A 23,454-nucleotide genomic window follows, 5' to 3' on the forward strand; every position below is an offset into this window, starting at 1 on the left:
ATAGCAGAATTCATCAAAAAGTACAATGAGAAAAGATTGCACTCATCAATCGGATATGTACCGCCAAATGAGTTCGAACAACAAAAATTAAATAGGGGAATAGTATCTTAACTTACTGTCCACGAAAAGGGGGTCAGTCCAATGAGGATACAAGAATGGCAGAGAATATAACTGGATTATTGGAAAAAATAGGATACTCTTATTTCAAGGTAGAAAAATCAGTTTCTATTGAGGATGGTATAATACAAATACTTTTAGGAAAAGAAAAAAGGTTTTTGAAAGCGATTCCTTTTATTATTTATATCGCAACAAAAAATGCTTCTCTCTCTTTTAATTGGTCTTTACTGCTTGAAAAAGCAAGAGAAAAGAAGGTAATTCATGAAGTAAAAGCAGTATTAGGCGTTGCTTTGGATATTTTTACTAAAATAGAGCCAGAAAATACTTTGATCCCTTCTCTTAAAAAAATAGTATCTAAAAAAAAGGAATCTTCGTTTGTCTTTTCTTTTGATGAATATCTTTATGACTTTATCGCGCAAAAGAAGCTTTATGAAGCAGAACAGCAAATTGGGTTGGCAGAAAAGATCAATAAAGCAAAGGAATATGATTTTCAGTATGCGCTTGCGAATCTGTTCAAGCCAAAGCAAAGGGAAATCATACAAAAAATTATCGATAATAAGCAGTTGACAAAAATGGAGTATGATTATTATTTTAAGACAATAAAGAAGAGATTACGAGCAGTGAAACTTCTTGGAGATTTTGCAGATACTGTCATACAAAAAAAGGTGTCAAAAGAGCTTGAAATCGCTTAAATTTTGACACTTTGCTATTAGTAGCTACTACCTCGCTGATAGTTGCTTCTATCTTTGAAAAAAAATCGCGATGCGAATCATCAATAGCACGGATTTATTCTAATAAAAATTTCCATGCCGGAATTAATTTTATTGTTCCTTCCTCAAATTTGACTTCTTTTTCTTCTTTTTTTGTGATTAAAATTCCTTGTGTTTGATTAAATTTTCTCATGAATTCTTTCATTGGTTTAAAATCTTCAGAATTTATATTCTCTTGATATTTGACTTCTATTGGCACTTTCTCGTGAATTATATCTATTTCAGTCCCATTTTTCCAGAACGAATTCGCTCTGAGTTTATTCACGATTATTGTTTCAACCATTCTTCCAAAAAAGGACTCATCTATTTTTGATTTGTATAGATAAGACAGGGCAGTATCAGTCGGATACGCTCTTTTTTTCTTCCTTAATGTTGTTATACTGCCTTTTCTATAATTTCCTAAAATTGTTATTAAAAAGCTCTCTTTAAGATATGAAACATAATCCTTTATTACCCTTCTGTCTTTTTCAAATTGTTTACTTAATGACTGGTAATCAACATACATTCCTGGATTTGTGGAAATCAATTCCAAGAGAATCTTTAAGAATTCAGGGTCTTCTATCCCAAACATTTGAGGGATATCTTTATACACTATTTTATCAACAATTAACGCCCGAATATATTCCTTAAAATCTTTGTCTGTTTCAAAGGAAAATGTTTCTGGAAATCCACCTTTTTCAACAAATTTCAAGAAAAGTGGGTTTACCGCTGTTTCATACTTGAAATTTTCTTCTTTTAGGTTGTTGAATCTAAGATATTCTCTAAAGGTAAATGGTGTGAGAGTGAATTCGAAAATTCTGCCCGCCAGGGTTTCTTTTGTTTTTTTTCTTATGAAAAGAGATTCTGAGCCGCTTATGAAAAATTTTAATTTAGGATATAAATCATAATATTTCTTTAATTCATTCTCCCAATTTTTGTACTTTTGGATTTCATCAAGAAAAATATATATTCTGTTCTCTCTGAAATCTTTTGAGTTCATTTCTTTGTATGTATTCAAAACGTCACTTAAAGGGATAGACATTTCATCGAAAGAAAAAAAAAGAATATTTGTCTGCTCAACTTTTTCTTGCAGTAATGTGTGTATTAATTGATACATAAGTGTCGTTTTTCCAATCCTTCTAAGGCCAGTTAGCGCGACAATAAATCTTTTGCCTACATGATTTTTAATCTCAGTAAAAACCTTTCTCTTGAAAGGCAAAGCGAGTTCTCCATCTACTTTTCCACTTATCCACCATGGGTTAAATTCTTCTAATTTCGCTCTTTCCATTTTAAAACAAGTACATTATAATGGACATGTTTATAAACTTTGTGATCATTAGGATGTACATATCTTTACGATTGAGGTTTATTGGATTGACCATCAGAACAGGAAGTGTTTAGTGAGATTGAGTGAACTTTTCCAACATCCATTTCCACACCGGTTTTACTTGTATCTTTTTACCCTCTATCAAAAAAGAATCAGCTTGATTATACGTTAAAATATATCCTTCTTTTATGTCAAATTTGTGTAACGCTGCAACCAGACCATTCAATTCCCTCTCTTTATTTTCCTCATGTAACTCAAAGCAGACTTGAATTGCTCGGATTATTTTATCTTTCTCTTTAATCAAAAAATCACACTCATTTTTTTCTTGAAAATAAAAAATTTCTTTGTGGCTTCTTCTGAGCTGTAAAAAAACAACATTTTCAAGCATTTTTCCTTTGTCTTTTGAAAATGAGACTGAGTTGTTATACGAAAAACCATTATCTATGGAATAAACTTTTTTTGGGTTTACCTGCTGTTGTTTGTACGAGTAACTAAAACGAGGGATAGTAAAGAGTAAATAAGCGTTTTCAAAATAAGATATATAATCAATAACACTCTGAACTGACTTTATTTCAAACATTTTCTTTAACGAATTATAAGAAAACTCTTTTCCGACATTACTTATTAAATAAATCACTATCTTGTTTAGAATGCCCGTATTTCTTATCCCAAATCGTATAGCGATATCCCTCATGACAACGTCTGACAGTAATTCATGAAGAATTGTAGGATCTTCTTTTTTAAGATATTCAGGAAAGCCCCCAGCATAAAGATATTTCTCAAAAGCAACAAGCGATGGTTTTTGTTTTTTTAAGATAAGAAATTCTCTAAATGAAAATGGAAACATTTCTATTTGAAGATGCCTTCCAGTTAATTTTGTACCAAGCTCTTGACTTAATAGAGAAGCATTAGACCCCGTTATTACCACTTTTTCTTTTTTGTCAATAAGATATCTTATAAATTTCTCCCATTTCTCCACATTCTGGATTTCATCAAAAAAATAAACTCCACCAGCTCCATAAAGTTCTTTCATTATTATTTCTACTTTAGTAAAATCTGAAAGTTCAAATCCTTCTAAACGAGGATCTTCAAGATTCAAATAATATCCTTTTTTCTGTTTTTGTACTATTTGATTGAGAAATGTGCTTTTCCCGCATCTTCTTATTCCCGTGATTATTAAAGCAAAAGAGTCTTTTACATCAATCTCGTCTCCTTTTTCTCTAAAAATACCTGCTTCTAATCTCTCTAAAAATGCCATTTGCGACACTATAATTTCCTTTATTGTTTCTTTTATGATCATAAACTTTGATTAGCACTGTATCTATTTAAATCTTTCTATTATTAATAGAAGATAGTTTCTTTTAGTAATAAAAACTATTTCTTTACTCCAAAATCATAAAGCGTATTGTACTGCTCTCGCAAAAGCAAGAGAAGGTTCAAAGAAAGCGCTTGTCTCTCATTTCATAAAAAGTCTTGAGAAAACGTGGAACGCAGTTGAACAGTATAAAAAAGAGGACATTATTCATGGTGGCTCTCCCGCGGTTGGACAATGGGAGATTAAGAAGAAAGGTATTCGGATTTATTAAATGACAATAAGCTCCACTTATGAGAGGCGTGTCTTTTCAGGAAGAGTACTACAACCCCCCCCTTAAAAATAAGAAAGATATATATACATTATTAGAGAGAGAGAGAGAGAGAGAGAGAGTATATAAAGGGGTGGAGTAAAAATCCATGGTATTTGTACTTTCAGAGAAAAGAGTAATAAAAACATGGAGCAATCAAATACATTCATGCTATCCATTCAATAAGGTAGTTTCTTGGGTTCTGTTGCTGTTTTGTTTATACTTTGCTCTCTTTCTTTTCGTTCTTCCCACAGCGCACGCGGATAGTATTAACACAGCAGCAGTGGATGGCATTGTCGTGTATCAGGAAGCCGTGGTGCAAACCCCGTTGTATAGAATATGGAATGATTCCAACAAAAACTTTTCAGAGGAAAGAACAAATACAAACGCTGTCGGCGGACTCATTAATTTTGTTGTTCTTAAAGCAAACCACGAAAGAGATGAAATGATTCTTGGGACAGAGGATCAGCAGGCGGATGTCAATATTCAAATTATCAATCAAACAAAGAATTTTACCAATCTTTTAGAGGTTTCAACAAGTGTCGACATAACAAGCACGAGAGGGTTTGATATAGCATATGAAGATATTTCCGGGGACGCGCTCATTGTCTATGAGAATAGCGGGACAGTTGACGCTGTTTTTGGCTACAGAATCTGGAATGGAACAGGATATTCTTCTGAAGTGAATATAACAACGCCTATGTTAGCAGGGACTGGATCGCCTCTTCGCTGGGTTTCTCTTTATCCAAAAAGAAGCAGTGACGATATTATGGTTCTTCTTCATAATAACGCAGGCGACCTCTATGCTGTTCTCTGGAACGGAAGTGACTTTGAATTAAATTCAGGGGTGAATCTTTCAATAACAACGACAACCGCGGTCAGCGAACATTTTGCTTTTGCGTGGGAAACCGCCAGCGGAGATGGACTTGCGCTCTATGGCACTGGAACAGCTGTTGTACGAAGAAATTATACCTCCGCGACAAAAACATGGGGCGCTGAAGAATCTGAAAGTGTTGGAAATGGCATTGATCATTTAACAGTGTGCAGCCATCCAACAAATGATTATGTTGGAATTATTTTTGTTGATGGAGGCGCTGACCTTAATGTCAGAATCTGGAATGGAAGCAGAATTTTAAGCAACTCTCCTACAGAAGATGGAACAGTAGAAACAGGCGGAGCAAATAACATTAATATAGATTGCGTGTGGAACGGAACAAATGGAAATGTCGCGATTTTTGGGTTTACTGATTCTAATAGCCTTAACCTATCCTACGCTCTTTTTGCGGTCCAAAATGAAAGCTGGAGCGCCACAACGCTCCTCTCCTCCATTCAAACACAAGATTTCGCAAGCGATGATATTCAGGGTTTAACGTTTACAAAACATCCAACAACACACGAAATCATGGTTGTCGCTGAGGACTTATTGGAAGATATTACCGCCATTGTCTGGAATGGAACAGGTTTCCAGAATATTTCCGCGTCCCCTCTCGAAACCAATACAGAAGTTCTCAACGGAGGTCAAAACGGCGTACAATTCGCGTGGTATCAATTTGATCCAGCGCCAAATGTCACTGCCTTAGTAGCTAATCCAGGAACTGTCCCTGCTGCGGGAATAGTGAACATAACAGTAAACGTGACAGATACTATCGGAGTGGATGTTGTGCTCGTGAATATAACGCACGCGAATGGAACAGTGGAGCAGTTTAGAATGACGAATGGAACAGGCGCGACACCACAGTTTTTTAATCTCACTTTTCTAAATACTAATGATCAGGGTAATTTTACTGTTGTTATTATCGCGAACGACACAAGCACCCATAAAAATATTAATGATACAGTGCAGACAACGTTCACTGTTGATAGCACAGCGCCAGCGGTCGCTACCCTTCGCCCAGTTTTCGGTTCAAGCCAGCTCAATGGCAGTGTTATAAATATTAGCGCGACAGTGACTGACGCGTTCCAGAGTGTTGATAGCGTTCGCGCGAACATTAGCTACATCAATTGCATTCTTCTTCTTTGCACGACAAAGCAAGAGACATTTCTCCTGCAAAAAGTTGGAAATATCTATAATTATAGTTTCGCAAATACCACTGATATCTCCGAATACAATATCACCTTTATAGCGAATGATACAGTGGGGAATTTGAACATCACAGAAAAAACAAACGTGTCGCTGATCAACCAGGACAATTTCAATCCCTCTCTCACAAGTTTGCGTCCAGCCGCGAATAGTTTCACCGCAAGAAACAGTGTGGTGAATATCAGCGCGACAGTGACTGATAATATTGGCATTAGTATAACAGTAGCGAACGTCACCTATCCGAATAACGCCACAACAGAGCAGCTGCTTCTCATCGGCGTTGGCAGCATTTTCAACTACAGTTTTGGAAACACAAGCAACGAAGGATATTACAACATCACCTTTATCGCGACAGATCTGCTTGGGAACATAAACGCGACAGAAAAAACAAACGTGACTGTGGACAGCACTGGTCCTGCTGTCGCGAATGTTCAACCCGTATTGGAATCCACAGAAATCAATGGGACTATCATCAACATCAGCGCGAGAGTCACCGATGAATGGCTGAATGTTGATATTGTGCTCGCGAATATCACATATCCAGACAATACAACAAAGGAACAGATCCGTTTGCAAAAAACAGGGAACATCTACAATTATAGTTTCGGCAACACTACACAAAATGGAATTTACAACATCACGTTTATCGCGAACGACACTGCGGGAAATCTTAATTTTACACAAAAAACAAATGTGACTATGGTTGTACAAGACGTGATCAACCCGGTTGTTACAACGCTGCGTCCAGTTGCGAATAGTTTCACCGCAAGAAACAGTGTGGTGAATATGAGTGCAAATGTGACAGACAATGGAGGGATAAATACTGTATTCGCGAACGTCACCTATCCGAATAACGCCACAACAGAGCAGCTGCTTCTCATCAGCTTTGGCAGCATTTTTAATTACAGTTTTGGAAACACGAGCGCTGAAGGATATTACAACATCACCTTTACCGCGACAGATCTGCTCGGCAACATCAACGCGACAGAAAAAACGAATGTGACCGTCGACAGAATCTAATCTCAGCGGCAATGCTGTGCTGAACATCAGCGCGGCAGTCACGGATGAATGGCTGAATGTTGATGTGGTGCTTGCGAATATCACGTATCCAGACAATACAACAAAAGAACAACTGCGGCTTCAGAAAGTTGGAGGAATTTATAATTTTAGTTTCGGCAACACAACGCAAAACGGAATTTACAACATCACGTTTATCGCGAACGACACTGCGGGAAATCTTAATTTTACACAAAAAACAAATATCACTGTTGATGGATTGAGTCCAACAGTTATCAATGTGCGTCCCACTCCAAACAATTTTACTTTTGTCGGAAGTAGAATAAATATCAGCGCCGCAGTCACAGATAATTTGGGAATAAGTACTGTCTTCGCGAACGTGACGTATCCAAATAACACCACAAAAGAGCAGTTGCTTCTCATCAGCGTCGGCAGCATTTTTAATTACAGTTTTGGAAACACGAGCGCTGAAGGATATTACAACATCACCTTTACCGCGACAGATCTGCTCGGCAACATCAACGCGACAGAAAAAACAAACGTGACTGTGGACAGCACTGGTCCAGCTGTTCGAGATGCAACTCCTGTAGTGAATACATCCGTAACATTGAATGAAACTGTGAATATTAGCGCGCTTGTGACAGATCTTTTCCTCAGCGTTGATACAGTTCTTGCGAACATAACCTATCCCAATGGATCAAAAGAACAACTCCTCATGCAAAAAACAGGAAATATCTACAATTATACATGGACAAATGTGACGCAGTCAGGAGTGTATACAATCACATTTATCGCGAATGATAGTTTAGGGAATAGAAATGAAACACAAACAGCTTCTTTTAGAAGAATAACATATAATGAAGATGAGCCTCATTTTGACCTTTTAAACAGCGATAATGCGTCTGTTACTTCTTATACGTCTTCGCTCATCAGCAATAACAGTGGGCTTCTCACAAAACAACTGGACTTTTCAAACTTTACATTCTCTCGAATCCTTATTCTTGATTTTAATGAATCATCGTATAATTCCGTGATGAAAGTGGAAAACGCGACAGTGGACGCTGGATTTAGCAGCACATTCGCGATTGATTTCTCAGGCTTAGATTTCAGGAGCGCGAACGTGACAGTCACTGCTGTTGGCGATGAAGTGTACAAATGCGCGAACTTTTCTTTTGACACACGAACCTGCCTTGGTTCTTATGTCTTTTTGCAAACAGTCGTTCCTGGACAAAATTACACAATAGTACTAAACGCATTAGATCCTGGATTTGGAGAGAAAGTCAGTGAATCTGAGCCAAGTCCTGCTCCTGCACAGGAAAAGAGCGCGGCTGCCGCTGGCGGCGGAGCAGGAGGCGCTGGAGGTCTCAATGATCATATTCCATCGACAGTTGCCGCGCCGGAAATTTCCGCTCCTGACGTTCCTGTATTACCCACAATAAGTATTGAAGTTCCCTTCTTTACCTCAATTGTTCCAAGAGAGGAATCGCCGCTTGCTGAAAAAAAAGGACTCCTCTCATTAGCTCTTGAAGAGGACGGTATTTCTTTTATGAGAGTACTCATGTATCTTCTTCTTGTTCTGTTTGTTACTGCGGGGATATTTAGTTTTGTCTCCTTTACAGACATACACGTTTATCGTAAAACGGGGTTTACTGCCCTCCAGCAAGCGCTCATTCCATTTTACATTTTCAGGGATGCGCTGATGTATGGGTGGATAATACTTCACCATTTGAAAGAAAACATCATTGGTGCGCGTTATCCACATCTTGAAATAAAATTTTTTGTGCGTATTACCCTAGAAGAGTGGAAGTTCGCGTTAAAGGAGTGGAGTACGCGAAAAGCGATACTTCTTCCTGTAAAATATAGATTTCTTGAGAAGGTGTTGAGAGTAGAATGACAGAAAAAAAAGAAGATGGGAAAAAGAATACAAAGGAAAATGGGAAATATACTTTTGTCGGGATAAAAATTGAAGGCACTGGAAGGAAACTCGTTGTAACACTTCTTTGCAGTCTCTTTACTCTTTTTGTCCTTCTCCCTTTTCTTTACAAAATAATCTTTTATACTGATGACGTTGAGCAGCCCAAAGAAACAAAAGAATATCAGGAAGCGAGGATAAGGGAAGAAAATACGCTTCCTGATAAAACGATGGAAATGAAGGAAGATTTCGCGCTCTGGTTTTCTGCGCATATTCTTGACATACTCATTATTATTATTCTCATCGCAATTCTTGTTATTGTGTCTCATAAAAAGATATGCGTCTTCTATCTTAAACATAAGATAGTGTCATTGCAAAACGAGAAGAACCTCTTAGGGATTCTTCTTCAAAAAATAGAAGCGCAATATAAAGAGGGGAAAATAGTAGGAAGTAAATACATTGTAAGAAGGGAGATTTACAAAGAACAGAAAAATAAGATAGAAATGCTTCTTCCTAGACTCAAGTTCAAGCTGGAAAAGATATATATGCCCCTAATAGCAGCAAAAGACGAATTAATGAAAACAGAAAAGACCACAATGAAGGAAAAAACAGCAGAAGACGCTAAAAAAGAAAATGAAGCTTCAGAGATAAAGAAACAAGATATAAAAAAACAAGACACAAAAGAAAAACAACAACAACCGCTCACTCAATTTTTAAAGTGAAAGCAAGTTAGAATCGCTCGTTTCCCATTGTCACTTTCCTTCTTTAATTCGCCTTCCTGTTTTTGGAATCCCTATGTCTTTTTTTGTGTTTTTTTGAAGAAATTTTTCTAACAAAAAATAAACAATAGAGAGATGAATTGTGATGCAGGACTGTAAGGCGATTGTTTGCGTATTTCTCTTGCGCGTGTTTGTTCTCTATCCTAAACCAAAATCTTTTTATAGGAGTTATACTTATTGGTTAATTATTATACTTCAAGGTGATACTATGGAAACAGTAGTAAAAGCAAAAAAATGGGGAAATTCAATAGGGGTTTTACTTCCTACAAATATCGTTAAGGAAGAACACATTAAGCCAGGAGAAGAAATGGTTATTGAAATCAAGAGAAAGCAAAATGTTCTCAAAGAATTATTTGGGGCGCTTCCTTTTAGGAAATCAACAGAGCAACTTATAAGAGAAACACGAAAAGAGCTGGAAAGCAAATGGATAAAATAAAATGTTTGGATACATACATTCTTTGCGAGATCAGCAAGGCAAATGTAACTTTTATCAAATATTTGAATGAACATTGTCTTATCAATGAATTAACGCTTACAGAGTTTTATAGTGTTGTGTTGAGAGAATATAATGAACAGACAGCAGAGTATTGGCTTTCAAAACTGATACAATACACAAAACCGGTCTCTTTTCCTATTTTAATCAAAGCGATTAAATTTAAGAAAGAGAATAATAAACGAAATCTTTCTTTTTTTGATGCTGTAGGATATATTTTTGCAAAAGAACATGGCTATCTCTTTGTTACAGGAGATAAGGAATTTGAAGATTTCCAAGGAGTTGAATTTGTTCAGAAATGAGTTTACTTCCCCCTTGTCACAATCTTTATCAAAAAATTAGTTTCACTCATTTTTTGGAATAATTTGCTCCCTACGTCGCAAATTATATAAATAAACTGCCATCAACAATAACCATGGCAAACGAGATCGGATCATATTCTTTCCAAACTGTTGAGAATGACATGCTCGCGTTCTGGAAACAGAATTCCACCTATCCACAGGCAAAAGCAAAGAATAAAGGCGGAAAGAAATGGTACTTCCTTGATGGACCGCCTTATACATCCGGCAAAATTCACATCGGCACCGCGTGGAACAAATCACTTAAAGACATGATCCTGCGCTACAAACGCATGAGTGGATTTGATGTTTGGGACAGAGCAGGCTATGACATGCATGGTTTGCCGACAGAAAATAAAGTGCAGGCTTCTTTGAACATCTCTTCTAAAGAAGGAATTGAGGAATATGGCGTTGATACATTTGTTCAGAAATGCGAAGAATGGTCCATCACGCACATGAAGCTGATGAATGAACAGTTCAAACAGCTCGGTGTATGGATGGATTTTGATAACGCGTACATGCCGATTACGCAGGAATTTATCGAAGGCGAATGGTGGCTCATTAAAAAAGCGCATGAGAAAAATCGCTTGTATGAAGGCGCGCGGCCAATGACGTGGTGCGCAAGCTGTGAAACCGCTGTCGCGAAACACGAACTTGAATATGAAAAGACAAAAGATGTTTCTCTTTATGTCAAATTTCCTGTTGAAGGAGAAGAAAAAACATTCCTCGTGATCTGGACCACAACGCCGTGGACGATTCCTTTCAATCTCGCGATCATGGCGCATCCTGATTTTACCTATGTGAAAGCGCACGTTGAAGATGAAACTTGGATTGTCGCGAAAGATCTCGCACAACCATTTATTGAAGGAGTTTGCAAGAAAGCATTTTCCATCATTGAAGAATTTTCTGGAAAAAAGCTTGAAGGCATGCGTTATCTGCATCCATTGCATAAAGATATTCCTCATTTCGACCAGATCAAACTTGAAGCGAAAAATACGCACACAGTGGTGCTCAGCAATGAGTTTGTCGAACTCAGCAGCGGAACAGGTCTTGTTCACTGCGCGCCAGGCTGCGGTCCGCAGGATTATGAAGTGGGGATTAGAAACAAACTTCCCGCGTTCAACACGGTGGATGGAGCAGGAACATTTCCTAAATCCATGAACGCGTTTGCTGGATTCAAAGCAAAAACAGATGATCTCGAATTTATCAAAGCGCTCGCTGCTGTTGACGCGCTCGCGGCAAAACAGAAAATTGAACACGAATATCCACATTGCTGGCGATGCCACAAACCAATCATCTTCAAAGCGACAACGCAATGGTTCTTCAAAGTAGAAGATTTGAAAAAACAGATGATCGCAGACAACAACAAAATTAACTGGGTTCCTGAAGCAGCGTTTAACGCGTTCGACAGCTGGCTGCACAATCTTCGCGATAATTCCATCAGCAAACAGCGGTATTGGGGAACGCCGCTTCCGATCTGGCGCTGCAATAAATGCGACAATTACATTGTGCTTGGCACTGTTAAAGAAATTGAAGAGAAGTCAGGACAAAAAGTGGAAAATCTCCACAAACCGTGGATTGATAAAATTACTATTCCTTGCAGCTGCGGCGGCAAAAAGCATCGCGTGCCTGATATTCTTGATGTCTGGGTTGACGCGGGCTGCGCAAGCTGGAACTGTTTAGATTATCCAAATAAAACAGAACATTTTGAAGATCTTTTCCCCGCAGATTTTATTCTTGAAGGAAAAGACCAAATCAGGGGATGGTTTAATCTTTTGATGGTCGCTTCAACATTGACCATGAACAAGCCAAGTTTCAAAGCAGTGTACATGCACGGGTTTGTGCAGGATTCCCAAGGACGAAAAATGTCGAAAAGTTTGGGCAACTATATTTTGCCAGAAGAAGTGATTAGCAAATATGGCGCGGACACGCTTCGGTATTACATGATTGGTGGCGCGAATCCTGCGGTCGATATTAATTATAATTTTGAAGACATGAATTTAAAGTATAGAAATCTTGGTGTTCTTTGGAACGTGCATAAATATATTTTAGATCATGCAGCAAACAATGATCTCAAACCAAAGCCGCTTTCGAAAAAAGCGCTTGATCTTGAAGAGCGATATATTTTATCGCTTGCAAACAGCACGGTGAAACACGTGACGCGTCTTCTTGATACCTACGCGCTCAATGAAGTTCCGCTTGCAATCGAACATTTGTTTTTGGAATTTTCACGAACCTACATTCAATCTGTTCGTGACAAAGCAGCAGGAGGAACTCCTGAAGAAAAACAAATGGTGCTGGACGCGCTTTATGATGTTTTTATGAAAATATTGAAGTTATTCGCTCCAGTCGCGCCATTTATCACAGAACAAATGTATCTAAATTTTAAATTCGCGTTTTCACTGCCAGAAACAAGCGTGCATCTTTTCGCGTGGCCAACAGCAGATGAACATTTCATTGACAATAATTTAGAGCAGCACATGGCAATTAGCCAGGATACTATTCAATCTATTTTAAACGCACGCGAGAAAATAAAATTAGGAGTTCGTTGGCCAGTTCATGCAGCGACACTTGTTACGACAGACAAACAGGTTGCTGCAGCGATTGACGCGCTGAAAGACATGATTCTTCTCCAGACAAATGTGAAAGTATTGCATGTCGAACAATCATTCAATGAAGCTTCCATTACACTGGAGCCGAATAATAGGGTTATTGGACAGCAATTTAAACAATTAAGCCCGCACGTTGTTTCTTATATTCAAAAAGCAGATCCAAAACTGTTCATGTTCGCGCTGGACAAAGAAGGAAAAGTCTGCGTGACTCTGGATGGGCAACAGGTTTGTTTGACTAAGGAGCATATTGTTGTGAAGATGCGCGCCCCTGAACATTTGGTTTCTGGAGATTACAAATATGGTCAGCTCTATATTGATTCCACGCGAACTCCTGAACTTGATCACGAAGGATACGGCCGAGAAATCATGCGCCGTATTCAGGATTTACGAAAGACAATGGGTCTTGTTCGCAAAGATCGCGTGCAGGTGCATTTGATCGTTGATTCTGAATTAGAGAAAGGGCTTTCTGTTTGGGAAAATGAAATCAAAGCAAAATGCGGCATTACAGATCTCGTCTTTTCTCAGGATGATTTGCCGCTTGAACATAAAGTAGTGGAAGAAATTAAAGGGAAACATGTTGTGGTGTACGCGGAACTTGTGTAGTTCAAAACGTGATTTTTTCAAATTTCTTTGAAACATACTGTCCGCAATTACTTCCAATCTCGTTTTCTTCAAGATTGCCAATGCTGACTATTGTCTCAAATCCAAATGATTGAAACGCGGCAGTAAGAGAAGAAATTGACATTTTATTATGTGGATCTAACATTGTTTTTAATCCATTTTCCCGCGCGTATTTCGTTGGATTAAGCGGAGTTAGTTTAATAAGTACTTTTGCGGGGTCAAAAAGCGAATGAATCGCTGCGGGATCAATGGGATATCGCTCCATCACAATAAAGTTTAAGGTGATCTTTTTATCTCCTGTTCTATGAAACAGCCGACAATACGAGGCAATTTCTTCTAACGTCATTTTCTCCACAGGAATAAGCTCATTCCTTTTTTGAACATCTGTTGTATGAACAGAAAACTGTAATTGAAATTTTCCATTATTGTACAGGGTATTTTTTATATGAAGGAGTTTATTCAAAAATCGCGCCGCGTTTTTTGGTCCAATGGTGGAGAGAGAAACAATAAGCCCAGGTATGGTATACCGTTGGGGAAGTTCTTCCAAAACAGCGAGAACAGCGGGATTGAATGTTGGTTCTCCCATTCTGGTAAATTGAATCTTGCACTTCTTTACTGTAATATTTTTGTCAGGAAATCTTTTTGCTACCAAATAATCAATCTGCGCAAAAATTTCTTCTTTTGTCAGGCATCCTCTGTAAAATTGCCCCGCGTCGCACATGAGACAGCGGACAGGGCATCCTGAAAGGCAGGAAACAATAAGAACCCATTTTTCCTGTCTTCCGAATGGCGTTGGTGTTGATTCCGCGAATTCAATTGGTTTGCCCGCTATTTCTCCAACATATACTTTCGCGATATCTTCATTTCCAAACTCAGCGTATATTTTCATGTTTTTTTATCCTTTTGTGTGTGTTGTAAATATTCTATTGCTTGTATCGCTATTTTCAGTCCATCTCCGCACGCAATTTGAATATGCCGTTGTTTTGTTTGCTGTGCCACGTTTGCAATAAAAAGTCCTTTTGTATTTTCGGCGTTCTTATATTCTATTTGAGGAAACGTTGGTTCACGACCAACAGCAATAAAAACAAAATCCGCTTTAAACGTTTTATTATTCGTAAAAAGGCGTAATAATTTTTTTCCTTTATCTTCATTATTTTTGTTTATGGAAGTAACGGAAATATTCTCAAAAAGAGGGACATTCATTTGTTTTGCGCATTCTTTTAACTTTTTGAGGCACGTTGTTTTCTTTTTTGTAAGAATGTACGGCATTTGCTTTTTTCTTGCAAGTTGTAACGCATAATCAAATGCTACATCTCCTCCCCCTATAATTGCGATGGATTTATTTTTTTCATGAACAGGAAAATCTATAATCTCATAAAAAATACGTTTTCCAGAAAGTTCTTTATCTCCAGGAATTCGCGCAGTCCTTGGTGTTGTTCCTGTCGCGATAATAACTGTTTTCGCGAAATACTTTTTTGTGTTTGTCTTGATAATAAATGTATTCTTTCTTTTTGTTATCTTTATTACTGTTTCAATGAAAGGAGTAATTCTCCACGTATGAAGTTGTTTCGCGAAAAGAGCGGCGAGTTCTTTTCCAGAAATTGGTTTTGGATATCCAAGATAATTCTCAACACAGTTCGCGTTCCAAACAAGTCCGCCGACATGTTTCTTTTCAAAAAGAGCAATCGTGAATCCTGCTCTTTTCATCTGAATTGCAGCGCTTATTCCTGCGGGTCCTGCTCCAACAATAATGGAATCATACATCATGAGACATCCTTCCGTGAGACACATTTCTTTCTTCATGCGCGAAATGTGGGGTTGTTGTGATTTTATAAAGCATTCCACTATCTTTTTATATCTGATTAAGATGAATTGTTCTATGGACACATTCTATCATCTTCAAGAAGGCTTTCGCATGCTGCGGCGCAGAGTCTCTATTGCTCGATATGGCGTGAAGAAATATTCAGGAAATTCTGAAAAAATCTGCGCGCAAATTGTCAAAGACTGCTGGAACGGCACGTTCTTTCAAGTGAGCACTGGTCATTTTTCTTTATTTTACATGCGCGATTTTGGGATGTGCGTTGAAGCGCTTCTCAATCTTGGCTATAAAAAAGAAGTTGAAAAGACTCTGCAATTCGCGCTCTGCGTGTATAGCAGAGAAAACAGAGTGACGACGACCATTACAAAGAATGGAAACGCGTTTGACGTCTTTTCTTACGCTCCAGATTCACTTGCGTTCTTGCTGTATAGTCTTCGCGTTTCCAAGAACAAAGAGCTTGTCGCAATTTATCGTCCTTTTTTAGAATTGCAGATTTCGCATTTTTACAACACTGTTTTTGACGAGAAAACAGGGCTTGTGCAGAAAGGAAGAAATTTCTCCTCTATTAAAGACCACGCGAAGCGAGAAATAACCTGCTATGATTCCTGCTGTGTCGCAGTTGTCGCGCGAGAAACCGCTGCGCTCGGATTAAATAATCCATTTACAGGAAATGGTTTTTCTTATAAAAAAATACAGGAAAAAATAAAGAAGGTCTTTTGGACAGGCGATTATTTTAAAGAGTCATGCCACTCTGTTGCTGTTACTGGTGACGCGAATACCTTCCCTTATTGGTTTGGTATTTTCACAGACAAAAAGATGATACAGAAATCAATCGTCGTGATTCAAAAAGCAAAACTGGATCAGCCGTTTCCTCTCAAATATACTTCTTTTGTACCTGCAAATTTTTTCTTTCCTCTGAAACTTGTCGCGCCAAACTATGAGGGGAACAGCGTTTGGATGCATCTTGGTTTATGTTATTTAGATGTTGTTGCAACTGTGGATACAAAGCTGGCGAAAAAATACCTTGCGTTGTATAAAAAGAATATGGAGATGCATCAGAATTTTCTTGAACTTTTTTCTTCAGATGGTTCTGTCTACAAAACTCCATTTTATCACGCTGATGAAGGGATGGTTTGGGCGGGGAAATGGTTGGTGTTGAAGAATTCTTAACTATTACATCCCGTATGTTACTTCAAGCGTCGCGGGAAGACCTGTTTCTATTGATTCTATCCCTGCATCAACTTGATTAGAAGTGCTTTCGCCTGTGCTATCTGCTTTAAGCAAGACACCATAATTTGAGCCATCTGCCCACGTCTGAACAAGAGAGGTAACGTCAAAAGTGTAGCTTCCTCCACCGCCAAATGCTTCGTTCATAGTGGCACTATCAAGGACTGTTGTATCATATGATGGAACAGAATTCCATGTCGCTGTTGCTGCACTCCATGTACTTGTAATTTCATGCGCATCAACAACAAGGTCATGGTTGCAATCATGATTATTAGAGGAAGAATGGCAAGTGCCACTCGCTGCGTAAATAGTGAGCAATGCGGAAGTAACCTCCGCGCCGGTAAAAGTGCTGGAATCAAAAGAGATATAGCTTCTTCCTCGACCAACAGTGGAAGCGCCGACATAAAGAGAATACCCATTATAATTTGTTGTTGCATTCTCCTCGCTTGTTCGTACATCCTCATCTGCATAGAGTGTTGTCGTTGTATATGTAATGGAATCAATAGTGATCATCGCGCTTGTATCTTCTGCAGTATTTCCAGCAGCATCAGTTGCTTGAAGCAAAATACTGTAATCTCCTTCTGAAAATTCATTGCCATTGATGGCGAGCGCATAACAAGTACTTCCATAAGAAAGACTATTTGTATAAGAATCAATTTCAACAGTAACGCCAGTTCCTAATTCTAGGCCATCTGTTTCATCTTCAACACATACTTCTAAAGAAAATTCTTCAGAACCATCACTAAGAACGCTGCTTGGAGAACTTGTAACAGAAGTAAAAGTAGGTGCAAGTTCATCTATAACAGTGAAGGTATCTGTTGAAGTCATTGTATTTCCTGCACTGTCTTGCGCAGTAGCGGAGATTGAATAGTTATCTGCTGCGATCTCTGTGCCAGAGAGCGTAACACTGTACGTGCTTCCTGAACCGCTCATTGTCCCAGAGCCAAAAGATCCTGCGTCATAAACAACTGATGCAAGAGAAGTTTCATCTGTAATGGTGCAGTCATATGTTGTCTCTGCATTGTACAGCCCACTTCCACTTATCGCATTATTTGTAATACATGCGTCAGTGAGAAAACAAGCGATGTTTGGTGCTGTAACGTCATAAACAGTTCCGTTGACAATATCAGCGGCGCTATTTTTATAATTGTCTACCGAGGTGACAAGAAATGCATATCCTGTTGCTGGGGTCCCAGTAACATCAATCTGCGTCACAAAGGTATCACTTTCTGTATTGGTAAAATAACCGTTTCCTAAATTATCCTGCTGCCATTGCACTGTATCGACCCCATTTTCATCAGTCGATGTGCATCTAATCTCTAAAGATGCAGAACCATCATTGTTTCCTTCTTGTGTCGCAGTACAGTCAAGCGCGGGAGGAATTCCATCATATATAATCAAAGAAGTACTATCACTAACACTGTATCCGGCGGGATTTGTGATTGTGCAGGTAACAGGTATTTCGCCAAGATCTGTTGGCGTTATTCCTATTTCTGGAAGAAAAGAGAGTTCATGCGTCTGGTTTGTAGTGTTATATGAAAGTGTACCAAGATCAACACTTTCAAGCACACAAGAACCTTCTAGGGTAGAGAGATCATAAAAAGAATCAGTTGCAGTAAGGGTGACGCTCACCGAATCAGCAAGATTCGCCGTAGAAACAACATATGGATTAAGAATGAGGCTTTCAATAGCTGTGCTCGTGACATTATTGACAATAAACGAACTCTCCGCGCCGCTTTCTTGTCCAGCAGTGTCAACAGCAAAAATAGAGAATAGATTCTCTCCGATAGGAAGTATACTTGTATCATACGCAATCGTGTATGACGGCGCTGTTGACGTGTCCATAGATGCAGTTTCTCCGTCTATTTGAAGAAAAACTGCGTCCACGCCATAGTCATCAGTGACGTACGCTTCTATGGTGATGTATGTATTGTTTTCCACAGGATTAGGGGTTGAAATAATTGAATGGATATCTGGAGGAAGATCTTCTACAGAAGGTGTTTCTTTTGGATCATGAGCAACATAATCCATAGAGAGGCATCCAGCGCTTAAAGAACTGACAAGTATTGCCACACCAGTTGTCTGTTGTTTTACCATATTAAGATGGTAAAATTGATACATTTATAAAATTTATCTGAAAACTTTATAAAAACAGCGTCTCAAAAATATCCTATGACTTCAGATGTACGTTGGCGGCTTCTTCCTTTCCGGACTGATGACCCTTACACGTGTATGGCTATTGACAAAACCATCGCGGAATCTGTCGCGGCGGGGGGTCCACCCACTATCCGATTTTATCGCTGGAGCGGCAACGGCGCAGTGAGTTATGGTGCATCGCAAAGCATTGCTGACGTTGCAGTTGATTTTTGTCATGATCAGGGAATCCCTTATGTCCGAAGATTTACAGAAGCAAGAGCGATGTATCACGGATCAACGGATCTGACCTACGCAGTTGCTGCGCCTGTTTCTCTTTATGGGACAAGAGCAAGTATGGGCATCGTTACTTCGTCAAGAATAATTTCTTTTTTAGAACAAAGGGGTATAAAAAATGCAACCCAAGCAGGGTATACTTCTATTATGGTCAAGGGGAGAAAAATTTCTGGAAGCGTTCCTTATTTTGAGCAAAAAAAGGCACTTTTTCAACATGGGAGTGTTTTTTGTGAATTGGATTATGAACGTGTCGCGAAATGTTACGGAATTTCTGAACAGAAACTTCGAGAGACGACGACTTCTCTTGTGGAAGAAGGGAGTAAATTAGAGAGAATTGAAGATATTTTTCAAAACAGTTTTTTAAACGCTCATCATTGGGAGTTACAGGAACTTACTGAACAAGAACAAGAAAAGGTATTTCAATTACGAGAAGCTTTTACAGCAGAGGATTGGCTATTTGGGGGAGAAAAATCAAGAGGTGCTTGTAGTACGCATTCTGGAATCCCCATTCCACAAATCCTTACCGCGTTTCTCGCAAAAGTATAATTTTCCATCATCTTTTTAAAACTAATTACTTTTTTCCTTTTTATGGAAAGAAAAGCAGTTCTTAAAGTGCCGAATGGTAAACTTCTTAGAATCACTGCGGATATTGACGAAACTGTTCTTGTTTCTGTACAGATCACTGGTGACTTTTTTGTGTATCCTGAAGAATCTATCCTTCAACTTGAACAACTGTTGCGTTATCAGCCGCTTGAAAAAGATCTTTTGCTCTATATGATTGACGCATTCTTCAAACAAAACAGTGTAGAACTCTTTGGCGTTACAGCAGAAGCAATTAGCGACGCAATCATGCAATGCACATCGCAGGAGAAAAGGTGATTTCATGGCTCTGGAAAAAACAAAAATCCGTTTGCTTCTCACTGATTTTAATACGGGTTCATGGAATATGGCTGTTGACGAAGCTATTCTTGAAGCTGTTTCCTCAGGTTCGCAACTTCCAACGCTTCGCCTTTATGGATGGTCTCCATCTGCTGTGACTTTAGGATATTTTCAATCGCTGCATGAAGAGATTGACGCGGCGGCTTGCAAGAGCAATGGGGTGTCTGTGATTCGTCGCATTACTGGCGGTGGCGCGGTTTATCACGATAAAGAAATAACGTATAGTTTTATTATTCCTGAAAATTATGGTCTGATCGTGAAAGATATTCTTGCATCGTATAAACAGATTAGTCAGGGAATTATTGAAGGGCTTAAAGAGTTTGGACTTGATGTCCAATTTGTTCCGCTTAATGATCTTATTGTTTCTGGCAGAAAAATTTCTGGCAACGCGCAGACACGAAAACAGAAGACCATTTTGCAGCATGGCACTGTTTTGCTTGATGTTGATGTTCGCAAAATGTTTTCTCTTTTAAGAGTTTCCGACGAAAAAATCAGAGACAAAATGATTACCAATGTTGAAGAAAGGGTAACTTCCTTAAAGCAGCAGCTTGGAAAAGAAGTTTCTTTTATTGATATTCAGAATGCACTTGTGAAAGGCTTTGCGCAAGCGTTTGATGTAGAATTTGTCGTTTCCACACTTTCCCCTGAAGAACAAAAGCGAGCATTTGTTATTGAACATGAGAAATATGGGAATGAGCAATGGAACGCGATGAGATAACCTATCTTTGGAATAATTTTATATACATTCCCCTTATTCCCTTCATTATGACAGATGAAAAAAAACTAAGAAAACTTCCTCATGGGTTTAGGGAAGAGGTTGTTGTAACCACATTAATGGGTCACACATATTATTTTTCTGGAAGGACATTTGAGACGACAGGAGCACTTGCTTCAGCACTCGAAGCAATGCTTGAGGATGTTCGCTCTTTTACTCCTGAAACACCAATAGATGAAGTTTGTTGTTATAACGGAACATTTAGTTACACATTAAAAGATGGAACCTTAATTGAGTAAGGTATTCTCCCCTATGAAACAAAAAATATGCAAAAGCGTTGATGGAATTGATCTGTACTACATTATCAATCACGTAAACACTGCTCCATTTATTGTTTTTATTCATGGCGCGGGAAGCAACCATACTGTCTACAAACCATTCTTTTCCGCGTTTGAAAAAAGAAATTTTATTGCGCTTGATATTCGCAACCATGGAAAAAGCGGGCGAACATCCCTTGATACAGTCACTATCAAAAATATCGTAAAAGATATTGCTTCCATTCTTGCCGCGGAGCACATCCATGATGTCATTCTCATTGGAAATAGTCTTGGCGCGTCTGTCGCGCTGGAGTTTTACAAAAATAACAGAAAAAAAGTTCATAAAATGATTTTGTTCACTCTTTTCTCGAAGAGATATATTCGTTATTCTCCATTTCTCAATGCCTTGGCTATTGCCGCATCTATTCTTGTTCGACCTTTTTCTGGATGGCGTCGCTTGAAATTTCAGGATTATCATAAATATCAAAAAAGGCCAATTTGGTATTATCCGTATTTAGACATTCGCGGCACTCCTTTTGGCACTGTGATGAAACTTGTTCGTGAACTTTTCGCGACTCCTATCTATTTGAGCACTGTTACTGTACCGACACAGATTTTCTTGTCTACCGCTGATTGGAGCACAAAGAATGATTTAATTTTAAGTGATTGCAAGACAAACGCGTTCTTGACTGTTGTGGAAATGGACGCAAATCATGTGGTCCTTACTCGTGAGCACGAAGATGTTCTGAAGAAGGTTTCTGCTTTTTTGACAGATTAAAGATTGTTTCTTTTTTGTTTTGAATTATTCTCTCTTTTCTCGTCCGCTTTGCACTGATCGAATTATTTTCGCAAGCACTGTTCTCGGAAGAAGCCATCCTAAGCGCGCGATTATTTTGTTTTTTATTCCTGGAATCGCAATGACAGGTTTTCCTTTTTGGATTACTTTAAAACCATATGCCGCGACCTCTTCCGCACTACTCATTTGCTTCTCATTCTCTGCTTTTTCCGCAAATCCTGCCGCATCCTGAAATCCTGTTTTTGTCATGCCCGGACAAAGCGCAATGACTTTTACCCCTGTTCCTTCAAGATCATTCGCAAGCGCTTCTGACAACGAGAGAACATACGCTTTTGTCGCATAGTACACACTCATCAATGGACCAGGTAGAAACGCCGCGACTGAGGAAACATTCATAATTGTTCCAGACTTTCTTTGTATCATATCCTGTCCAAAGAGTTTTGCGAGCGCAGTTAACGCGGTGATATTTACTTGAATCATCTCTGCTTCTTTTTCCCAGCTTGTTTTGTAGAATGAACCATACTCTCCAAATCCCGCGTTGTTAATAAGAATGTCTACCAAGAGGTTTTCTTTTTTTATTTCATTGTAGATTTCTTCTGGCGCTTTTGAATGCGTGAGGTCTTTTATGATTATTTTTACTTGCGCGTTGGATTGCTGTTCACATTTCTTCTTGATAATGTTGAGTTCTTTTTCTCTTCGCGCGACAAGAATGAGATTGTATTTGTTTTTCGCGAAAATTTCCGCGAACGCCGCGCCAATGCCGCTTGACGCACCTGTGACAAGTACTGTTTTTGTTTGCATGATGGATGAAATTATTATCTGGTTTATATGTTTTGTTTTGGAGATTGCTGTTAGATTCAATAGAAACCTAGTTAAACAACTAGGCTTCTCTTCAACATATGGATTACAAAGTAATTTTTGGTGTGATCGCGGTTACCATTGCTTTTCTTGGTTATATTCCTTACTTTAAGGATCTCTTTTCAGGAAAAGCAAAGCCACACGCGTTTTCCTGGTTTTTCTGGTCTTTGCTCGCGGTCATCACTTTTGCCGCGCAAGTGAGCCAAGGCGCTGGTCCTGGCGCGTGGATAAGCGCGTTCTGGTTTCTCTCTTGTTTTGTTATTTTCATCTTTGCATTGCGAAAAGGAGAGAAGAATTTTGTTTTCTTAGATTGGGTGAGCTTTTATGGAGCATTGCTTTCCCTTTTATTTTGGTATCTCACGAACAGTCCGTTGCTTACTGTCATTACTATTACTCTTGTTGATTGCATTGCGTTTATTCCGACAATCCGAAAATCCTATGCTGCGCCATTTGGAGAAAACGCGACACTGTATCTTTGCAGCAGTATCTCCTATGTCTTTTCCCTTTTTGCAATGAAACAATACTCTTTTGTTACTGTCTTTAATCCCGCTTTCCTTGTCCCAATTAATTTTCTTTTTGTTTGCTATCTGTTGTGGAGACGGAAGGTTGTGGGGTAGTAAGTTTTACTCAAAACCTTTAATCTCCTAATAATAACCTTTTTATAGCGTAGCGCTTGTGATTTTTCT

21 protein-coding genes are annotated in these 23,454 nt (G+C 38.7%); 15 read left to right on the top strand and 6 right to left on the bottom strand.

The features are described 5' to 3' along the window. The coding region (locus HZC31_03590) for an IS3 family transposase (GenBank protein MBI5002441.1) at positions 1-111 on the top strand (111 nt) is incomplete at its 5' end. A gap of 44 nt (positions 112-155) precedes the next feature. Then, complete coding sequence (locus HZC31_03595; GenBank protein MBI5002442.1) at positions 156-809, top strand: hypothetical protein; 654 nt, start codon at positions 156-158, stop codon at positions 807-809. Between the two features lie 94 nt (positions 810-903). On the opposite strand, the gene HZC31_03600 is transcribed toward HZC31_03595, so the two are convergent. Both HZC31_03600 and HZC31_03605 read right to left on the bottom strand, forming a co-directional pair. Then, positions 904-2,154, bottom strand: coding sequence for an ATP-binding protein (locus tag HZC31_03600; GenBank protein ID MBI5002443.1), 1,251 nt, complete (start codon positions 2,152-2,154; stop codon positions 904-906). Positions 2,155-2,263: 109 nt separating this feature from the next. Then, on the bottom strand, positions 2,264-3,493 hold the full coding sequence (locus tag HZC31_03605) for an ATP-binding protein (protein ID MBI5002444.1): 1,230 nt from the start codon (positions 3,491-3,493) through the stop codon (positions 2,264-2,266). 431 nt (positions 3,494-3,924) lie between these two features. Here HZC31_03605 and HZC31_03610 point away from each other — a divergent pair, with 431 nt between their 5' ends. The 6 genes from HZC31_03610 to HZC31_03635 all read left to right on the top strand — a co-directional run bounded on the left by HZC31_03610 (position 3,925) and on the right by HZC31_03635 (position 13,649). Next, positions 3,925-6,915 (top strand): hypothetical protein, encoded by a 2,991-nt coding sequence (locus tag HZC31_03610; protein ID MBI5002445.1) that lies wholly within the window; start codon positions 3,925-3,927, stop codon positions 6,913-6,915. A 16-nt stretch (positions 6,916-6,931) separates the two neighbouring features. Then, complete coding sequence (locus HZC31_03615) at positions 6,932-8,806, top strand: hypothetical protein (GenBank protein ID MBI5002446.1); 1,875 nt, start codon at positions 6,932-6,934, stop codon at positions 8,804-8,806. After that, positions 8,803-9,546 (top strand): hypothetical protein, encoded by a 744-nt coding sequence (locus HZC31_03620; protein ID MBI5002447.1) that lies wholly within the window; start codon positions 8,803-8,805, stop codon positions 9,544-9,546. Before HZC31_03615 ends, HZC31_03620 begins: the two co-directional genes overlap by 4 nt. A 265-nt stretch (positions 9,547-9,811) precedes the next feature. Then, positions 9,812-10,039: an AbrB/MazE/SpoVT family DNA-binding domain-containing protein gene (locus HZC31_03625; protein ID MBI5002448.1), complete on the top strand. Its 228-nt coding sequence runs from the start codon at positions 9,812-9,814 to the stop codon at positions 10,037-10,039. Beyond that, positions 10,027-10,398 carry a PIN domain-containing protein gene (locus HZC31_03630; protein MBI5002449.1) on the top strand — a complete coding sequence of 124 codons (372 nt, stop codon included), beginning with the start codon at positions 10,027-10,029 and terminating at the stop codon, positions 10,396-10,398. The genes HZC31_03625 and HZC31_03630 overlap by 13 nt, the downstream gene beginning before the upstream one ends. A 113-nt stretch (positions 10,399-10,511) precedes the next feature. Further along, positions 10,512-13,649, top strand: coding sequence for an isoleucine--tRNA ligase (locus HZC31_03635; protein ID MBI5002450.1), 3,138 nt, complete (start codon positions 10,512-10,514; stop codon positions 13,647-13,649). Position 13,650: 1 nt separating this feature from the next. Here HZC31_03635 and HZC31_03640 read toward each other — a convergent pair whose 3' ends face one another. Together HZC31_03640 and HZC31_03645 are read right to left on the bottom strand one after the other, a co-directional pair. Beyond that, the gene (locus HZC31_03640) at positions 13,651-14,556 is read right to left on the bottom strand and encodes a radical SAM protein (protein ID MBI5002451.1); all 906 of its coding nucleotides are present in this window, start codon (positions 14,554-14,556) and stop codon (positions 13,651-13,653) included. Further along, a complete protein-coding gene (locus HZC31_03645) occupies positions 14,553-15,470 on the bottom strand; it encodes an NAD(P)/FAD-dependent oxidoreductase (protein ID MBI5002452.1) in 918 nt (305 codons plus the stop codon). The genes HZC31_03640 and HZC31_03645 overlap by 4 nt, the downstream gene beginning before the upstream one ends. Before the next feature lie 76 nt (positions 15,471-15,546). Here HZC31_03645 and HZC31_03650 point away from each other — a divergent pair, with 76 nt between their 5' ends. Further along, positions 15,547-16,656, top strand: a complete 1,110-nt coding sequence (locus tag HZC31_03650; GenBank protein ID MBI5002453.1) for a hypothetical protein — start codon at positions 15,547-15,549, stop codon at positions 16,654-16,656. Positions 16,657-16,659: 3 nt separating this feature from the next. On the opposite strand, the gene HZC31_03655 is transcribed toward HZC31_03650, so the two are convergent. Next, on the bottom strand, positions 16,660-18,810 hold the full coding sequence (locus tag HZC31_03655) for a DNRLRE domain-containing protein (protein MBI5002454.1): 2,151 nt from the start codon (positions 18,808-18,810) through the stop codon (positions 16,660-16,662). A gap of 75 nt (positions 18,811-18,885) precedes the next feature. Between HZC31_03655 and HZC31_03660 the strand changes: the two genes are divergently transcribed. From HZC31_03660 to HZC31_03680, 5 genes are read left to right on the top strand one after another with little or no spacing between them, the layout of a single operon-like run. After that, positions 18,886-19,689: a lipoate--protein ligase family protein gene (locus HZC31_03660; GenBank protein ID MBI5002455.1), complete on the top strand. Its 804-nt coding sequence runs from the start codon at positions 18,886-18,888 to the stop codon at positions 19,687-19,689. A gap of 42 nt (positions 19,690-19,731) precedes the next feature. After that, positions 19,732-20,022 carry a hypothetical protein gene (locus HZC31_03665; GenBank protein ID MBI5002456.1) on the top strand — a complete coding sequence of 97 codons (291 nt, stop codon included), beginning with the start codon at positions 19,732-19,734 and terminating at the stop codon, positions 20,020-20,022. Positions 20,023-20,026: 4 nt separating this feature from the next. Next, positions 20,027-20,800 (top strand): lipoate--protein ligase family protein, encoded by a 774-nt coding sequence (locus tag HZC31_03670; GenBank protein ID MBI5002457.1) that lies wholly within the window; start codon positions 20,027-20,029, stop codon positions 20,798-20,800. Positions 20,801-20,847: 47 nt separating this feature from the next. Then, positions 20,848-21,096 carry a hypothetical protein gene (locus tag HZC31_03675; protein MBI5002458.1) on the top strand — a complete coding sequence of 83 codons (249 nt, stop codon included), beginning with the start codon at positions 20,848-20,850 and terminating at the stop codon, positions 21,094-21,096. A 13-nt stretch (positions 21,097-21,109) separates the two neighbouring features. Next, the gene (locus tag HZC31_03680) at positions 21,110-21,892 is read left to right on the top strand and encodes an alpha/beta hydrolase (protein MBI5002459.1); all 783 of its coding nucleotides are present in this window, start codon (positions 21,110-21,112) and stop codon (positions 21,890-21,892) included. Between the two features lie 24 nt (positions 21,893-21,916). Here the strand turns inward: HZC31_03680 and HZC31_03685 are convergent, their stop codons facing one another. Further along, the gene (locus HZC31_03685; GenBank protein MBI5002460.1) at positions 21,917-22,711 is read right to left on the bottom strand and encodes an SDR family oxidoreductase; all 795 of its coding nucleotides are present in this window, start codon (positions 22,709-22,711) and stop codon (positions 21,917-21,919) included. Positions 22,712-22,809: 98 nt separating this feature from the next. On the opposite strand from HZC31_03685, the gene HZC31_03690 reads away from it, so the two are divergent. Next, complete coding sequence (locus HZC31_03690; GenBank protein MBI5002461.1) at positions 22,810-23,385, top strand: hypothetical protein; 576 nt, start codon at positions 22,810-22,812, stop codon at positions 23,383-23,385. The last annotated feature ends 69 nt before the right edge of the window (positions 23,386-23,454 follow it).

The sequence above is a fragment of the Candidatus Woesearchaeota archaeon genome (assembly GCA_016214075.1).
Classification (GTDB): Archaea; Nanobdellota; Nanobdellia; order Woesearchaeales; family DSVV01; genus JACRPI01.

Bases quoted from the DNA above. Each gene is read 5' to 3' on its own strand.
- HZC31_03640 (MBI5002451.1), bottom strand. From the start codon at position 14,556: ATGAAAATATACGCTGAGTTTGGAAATGAAGATATCGCGAAAGTATAT.
- HZC31_03675 (MBI5002458.1), top strand. From the start codon at position 20,848: ATGACAGATGAAAAAAAACTAAGAAAACTTCCTCATGGGTTTAGGGAA.
- HZC31_03620 (MBI5002447.1), top strand. From the start codon at position 8,803: ATGACAGAAAAAAAAGAAGATGGGAAAAAGAATACAAAGGAAAATGGG.
- HZC31_03630 (MBI5002449.1), top strand. From the start codon at position 10,027: ATGGATAAAATAAAATGTTTGGATACATACATTCTTTGCGAGATCAGC.
- HZC31_03600 (MBI5002443.1), bottom strand. From the start codon at position 2,154: ATGGAAAGAGCGAAATTAGAAGAATTTAACCCATGGTGGATAAGTGGA.
- HZC31_03625 (MBI5002448.1), top strand. From the start codon at position 9,812: ATGGAAACAGTAGTAAAAGCAAAAAAATGGGGAAATTCAATAGGGGTT.
- HZC31_03685 (MBI5002460.1), bottom strand. From the start codon at position 22,711: ATGCAAACAAAAACAGTACTTGTCACAGGTGCGTCAAGCGGCATTGGC.
- HZC31_03660 (MBI5002455.1), top strand. From the start codon at position 18,886: ATGACTTCAGATGTACGTTGGCGGCTTCTTCCTTTCCGGACTGATGAC.
- HZC31_03650 (MBI5002453.1), top strand. From the start codon at position 15,547: ATGGACACATTCTATCATCTTCAAGAAGGCTTTCGCATGCTGCGGCGC.
- HZC31_03665 (MBI5002456.1), top strand. From the start codon at position 19,732: ATGGAAAGAAAAGCAGTTCTTAAAGTGCCGAATGGTAAACTTCTTAGA.
- HZC31_03595 (MBI5002442.1), top strand. From the start codon at position 156: ATGGCAGAGAATATAACTGGATTATTGGAAAAAATAGGATACTCTTAT.
- HZC31_03655 (MBI5002454.1), bottom strand. From the start codon at position 18,810: ATGGTAAAACAACAGACAACTGGTGTGGCAATACTTGTCAGTTCTTTA.
- HZC31_03670 (MBI5002457.1), top strand. From the start codon at position 20,027: ATGGCTCTGGAAAAAACAAAAATCCGTTTGCTTCTCACTGATTTTAAT.
- HZC31_03635 (MBI5002450.1), top strand. From the start codon at position 10,512: ATGGCAAACGAGATCGGATCATATTCTTTCCAAACTGTTGAGAATGAC.
- HZC31_03690 (MBI5002461.1), top strand. From the start codon at position 22,810: ATGGATTACAAAGTAATTTTTGGTGTGATCGCGGTTACCATTGCTTTT.
- HZC31_03610 (MBI5002445.1), top strand. From the start codon at position 3,925: ATGGTATTTGTACTTTCAGAGAAAAGAGTAATAAAAACATGGAGCAAT.
- HZC31_03645 (MBI5002452.1), bottom strand. From the start codon at position 15,470: ATGAAGAAAGAAATGTGTCTCACGGAAGGATGTCTCATGATGTATGAT.
- HZC31_03605 (MBI5002444.1), bottom strand. From the start codon at position 3,493: ATGATCATAAAAGAAACAATAAAGGAAATTATAGTGTCGCAAATGGCA.
- HZC31_03680 (MBI5002459.1), top strand. From the start codon at position 21,110: ATGAAACAAAAAATATGCAAAAGCGTTGATGGAATTGATCTGTACTAC.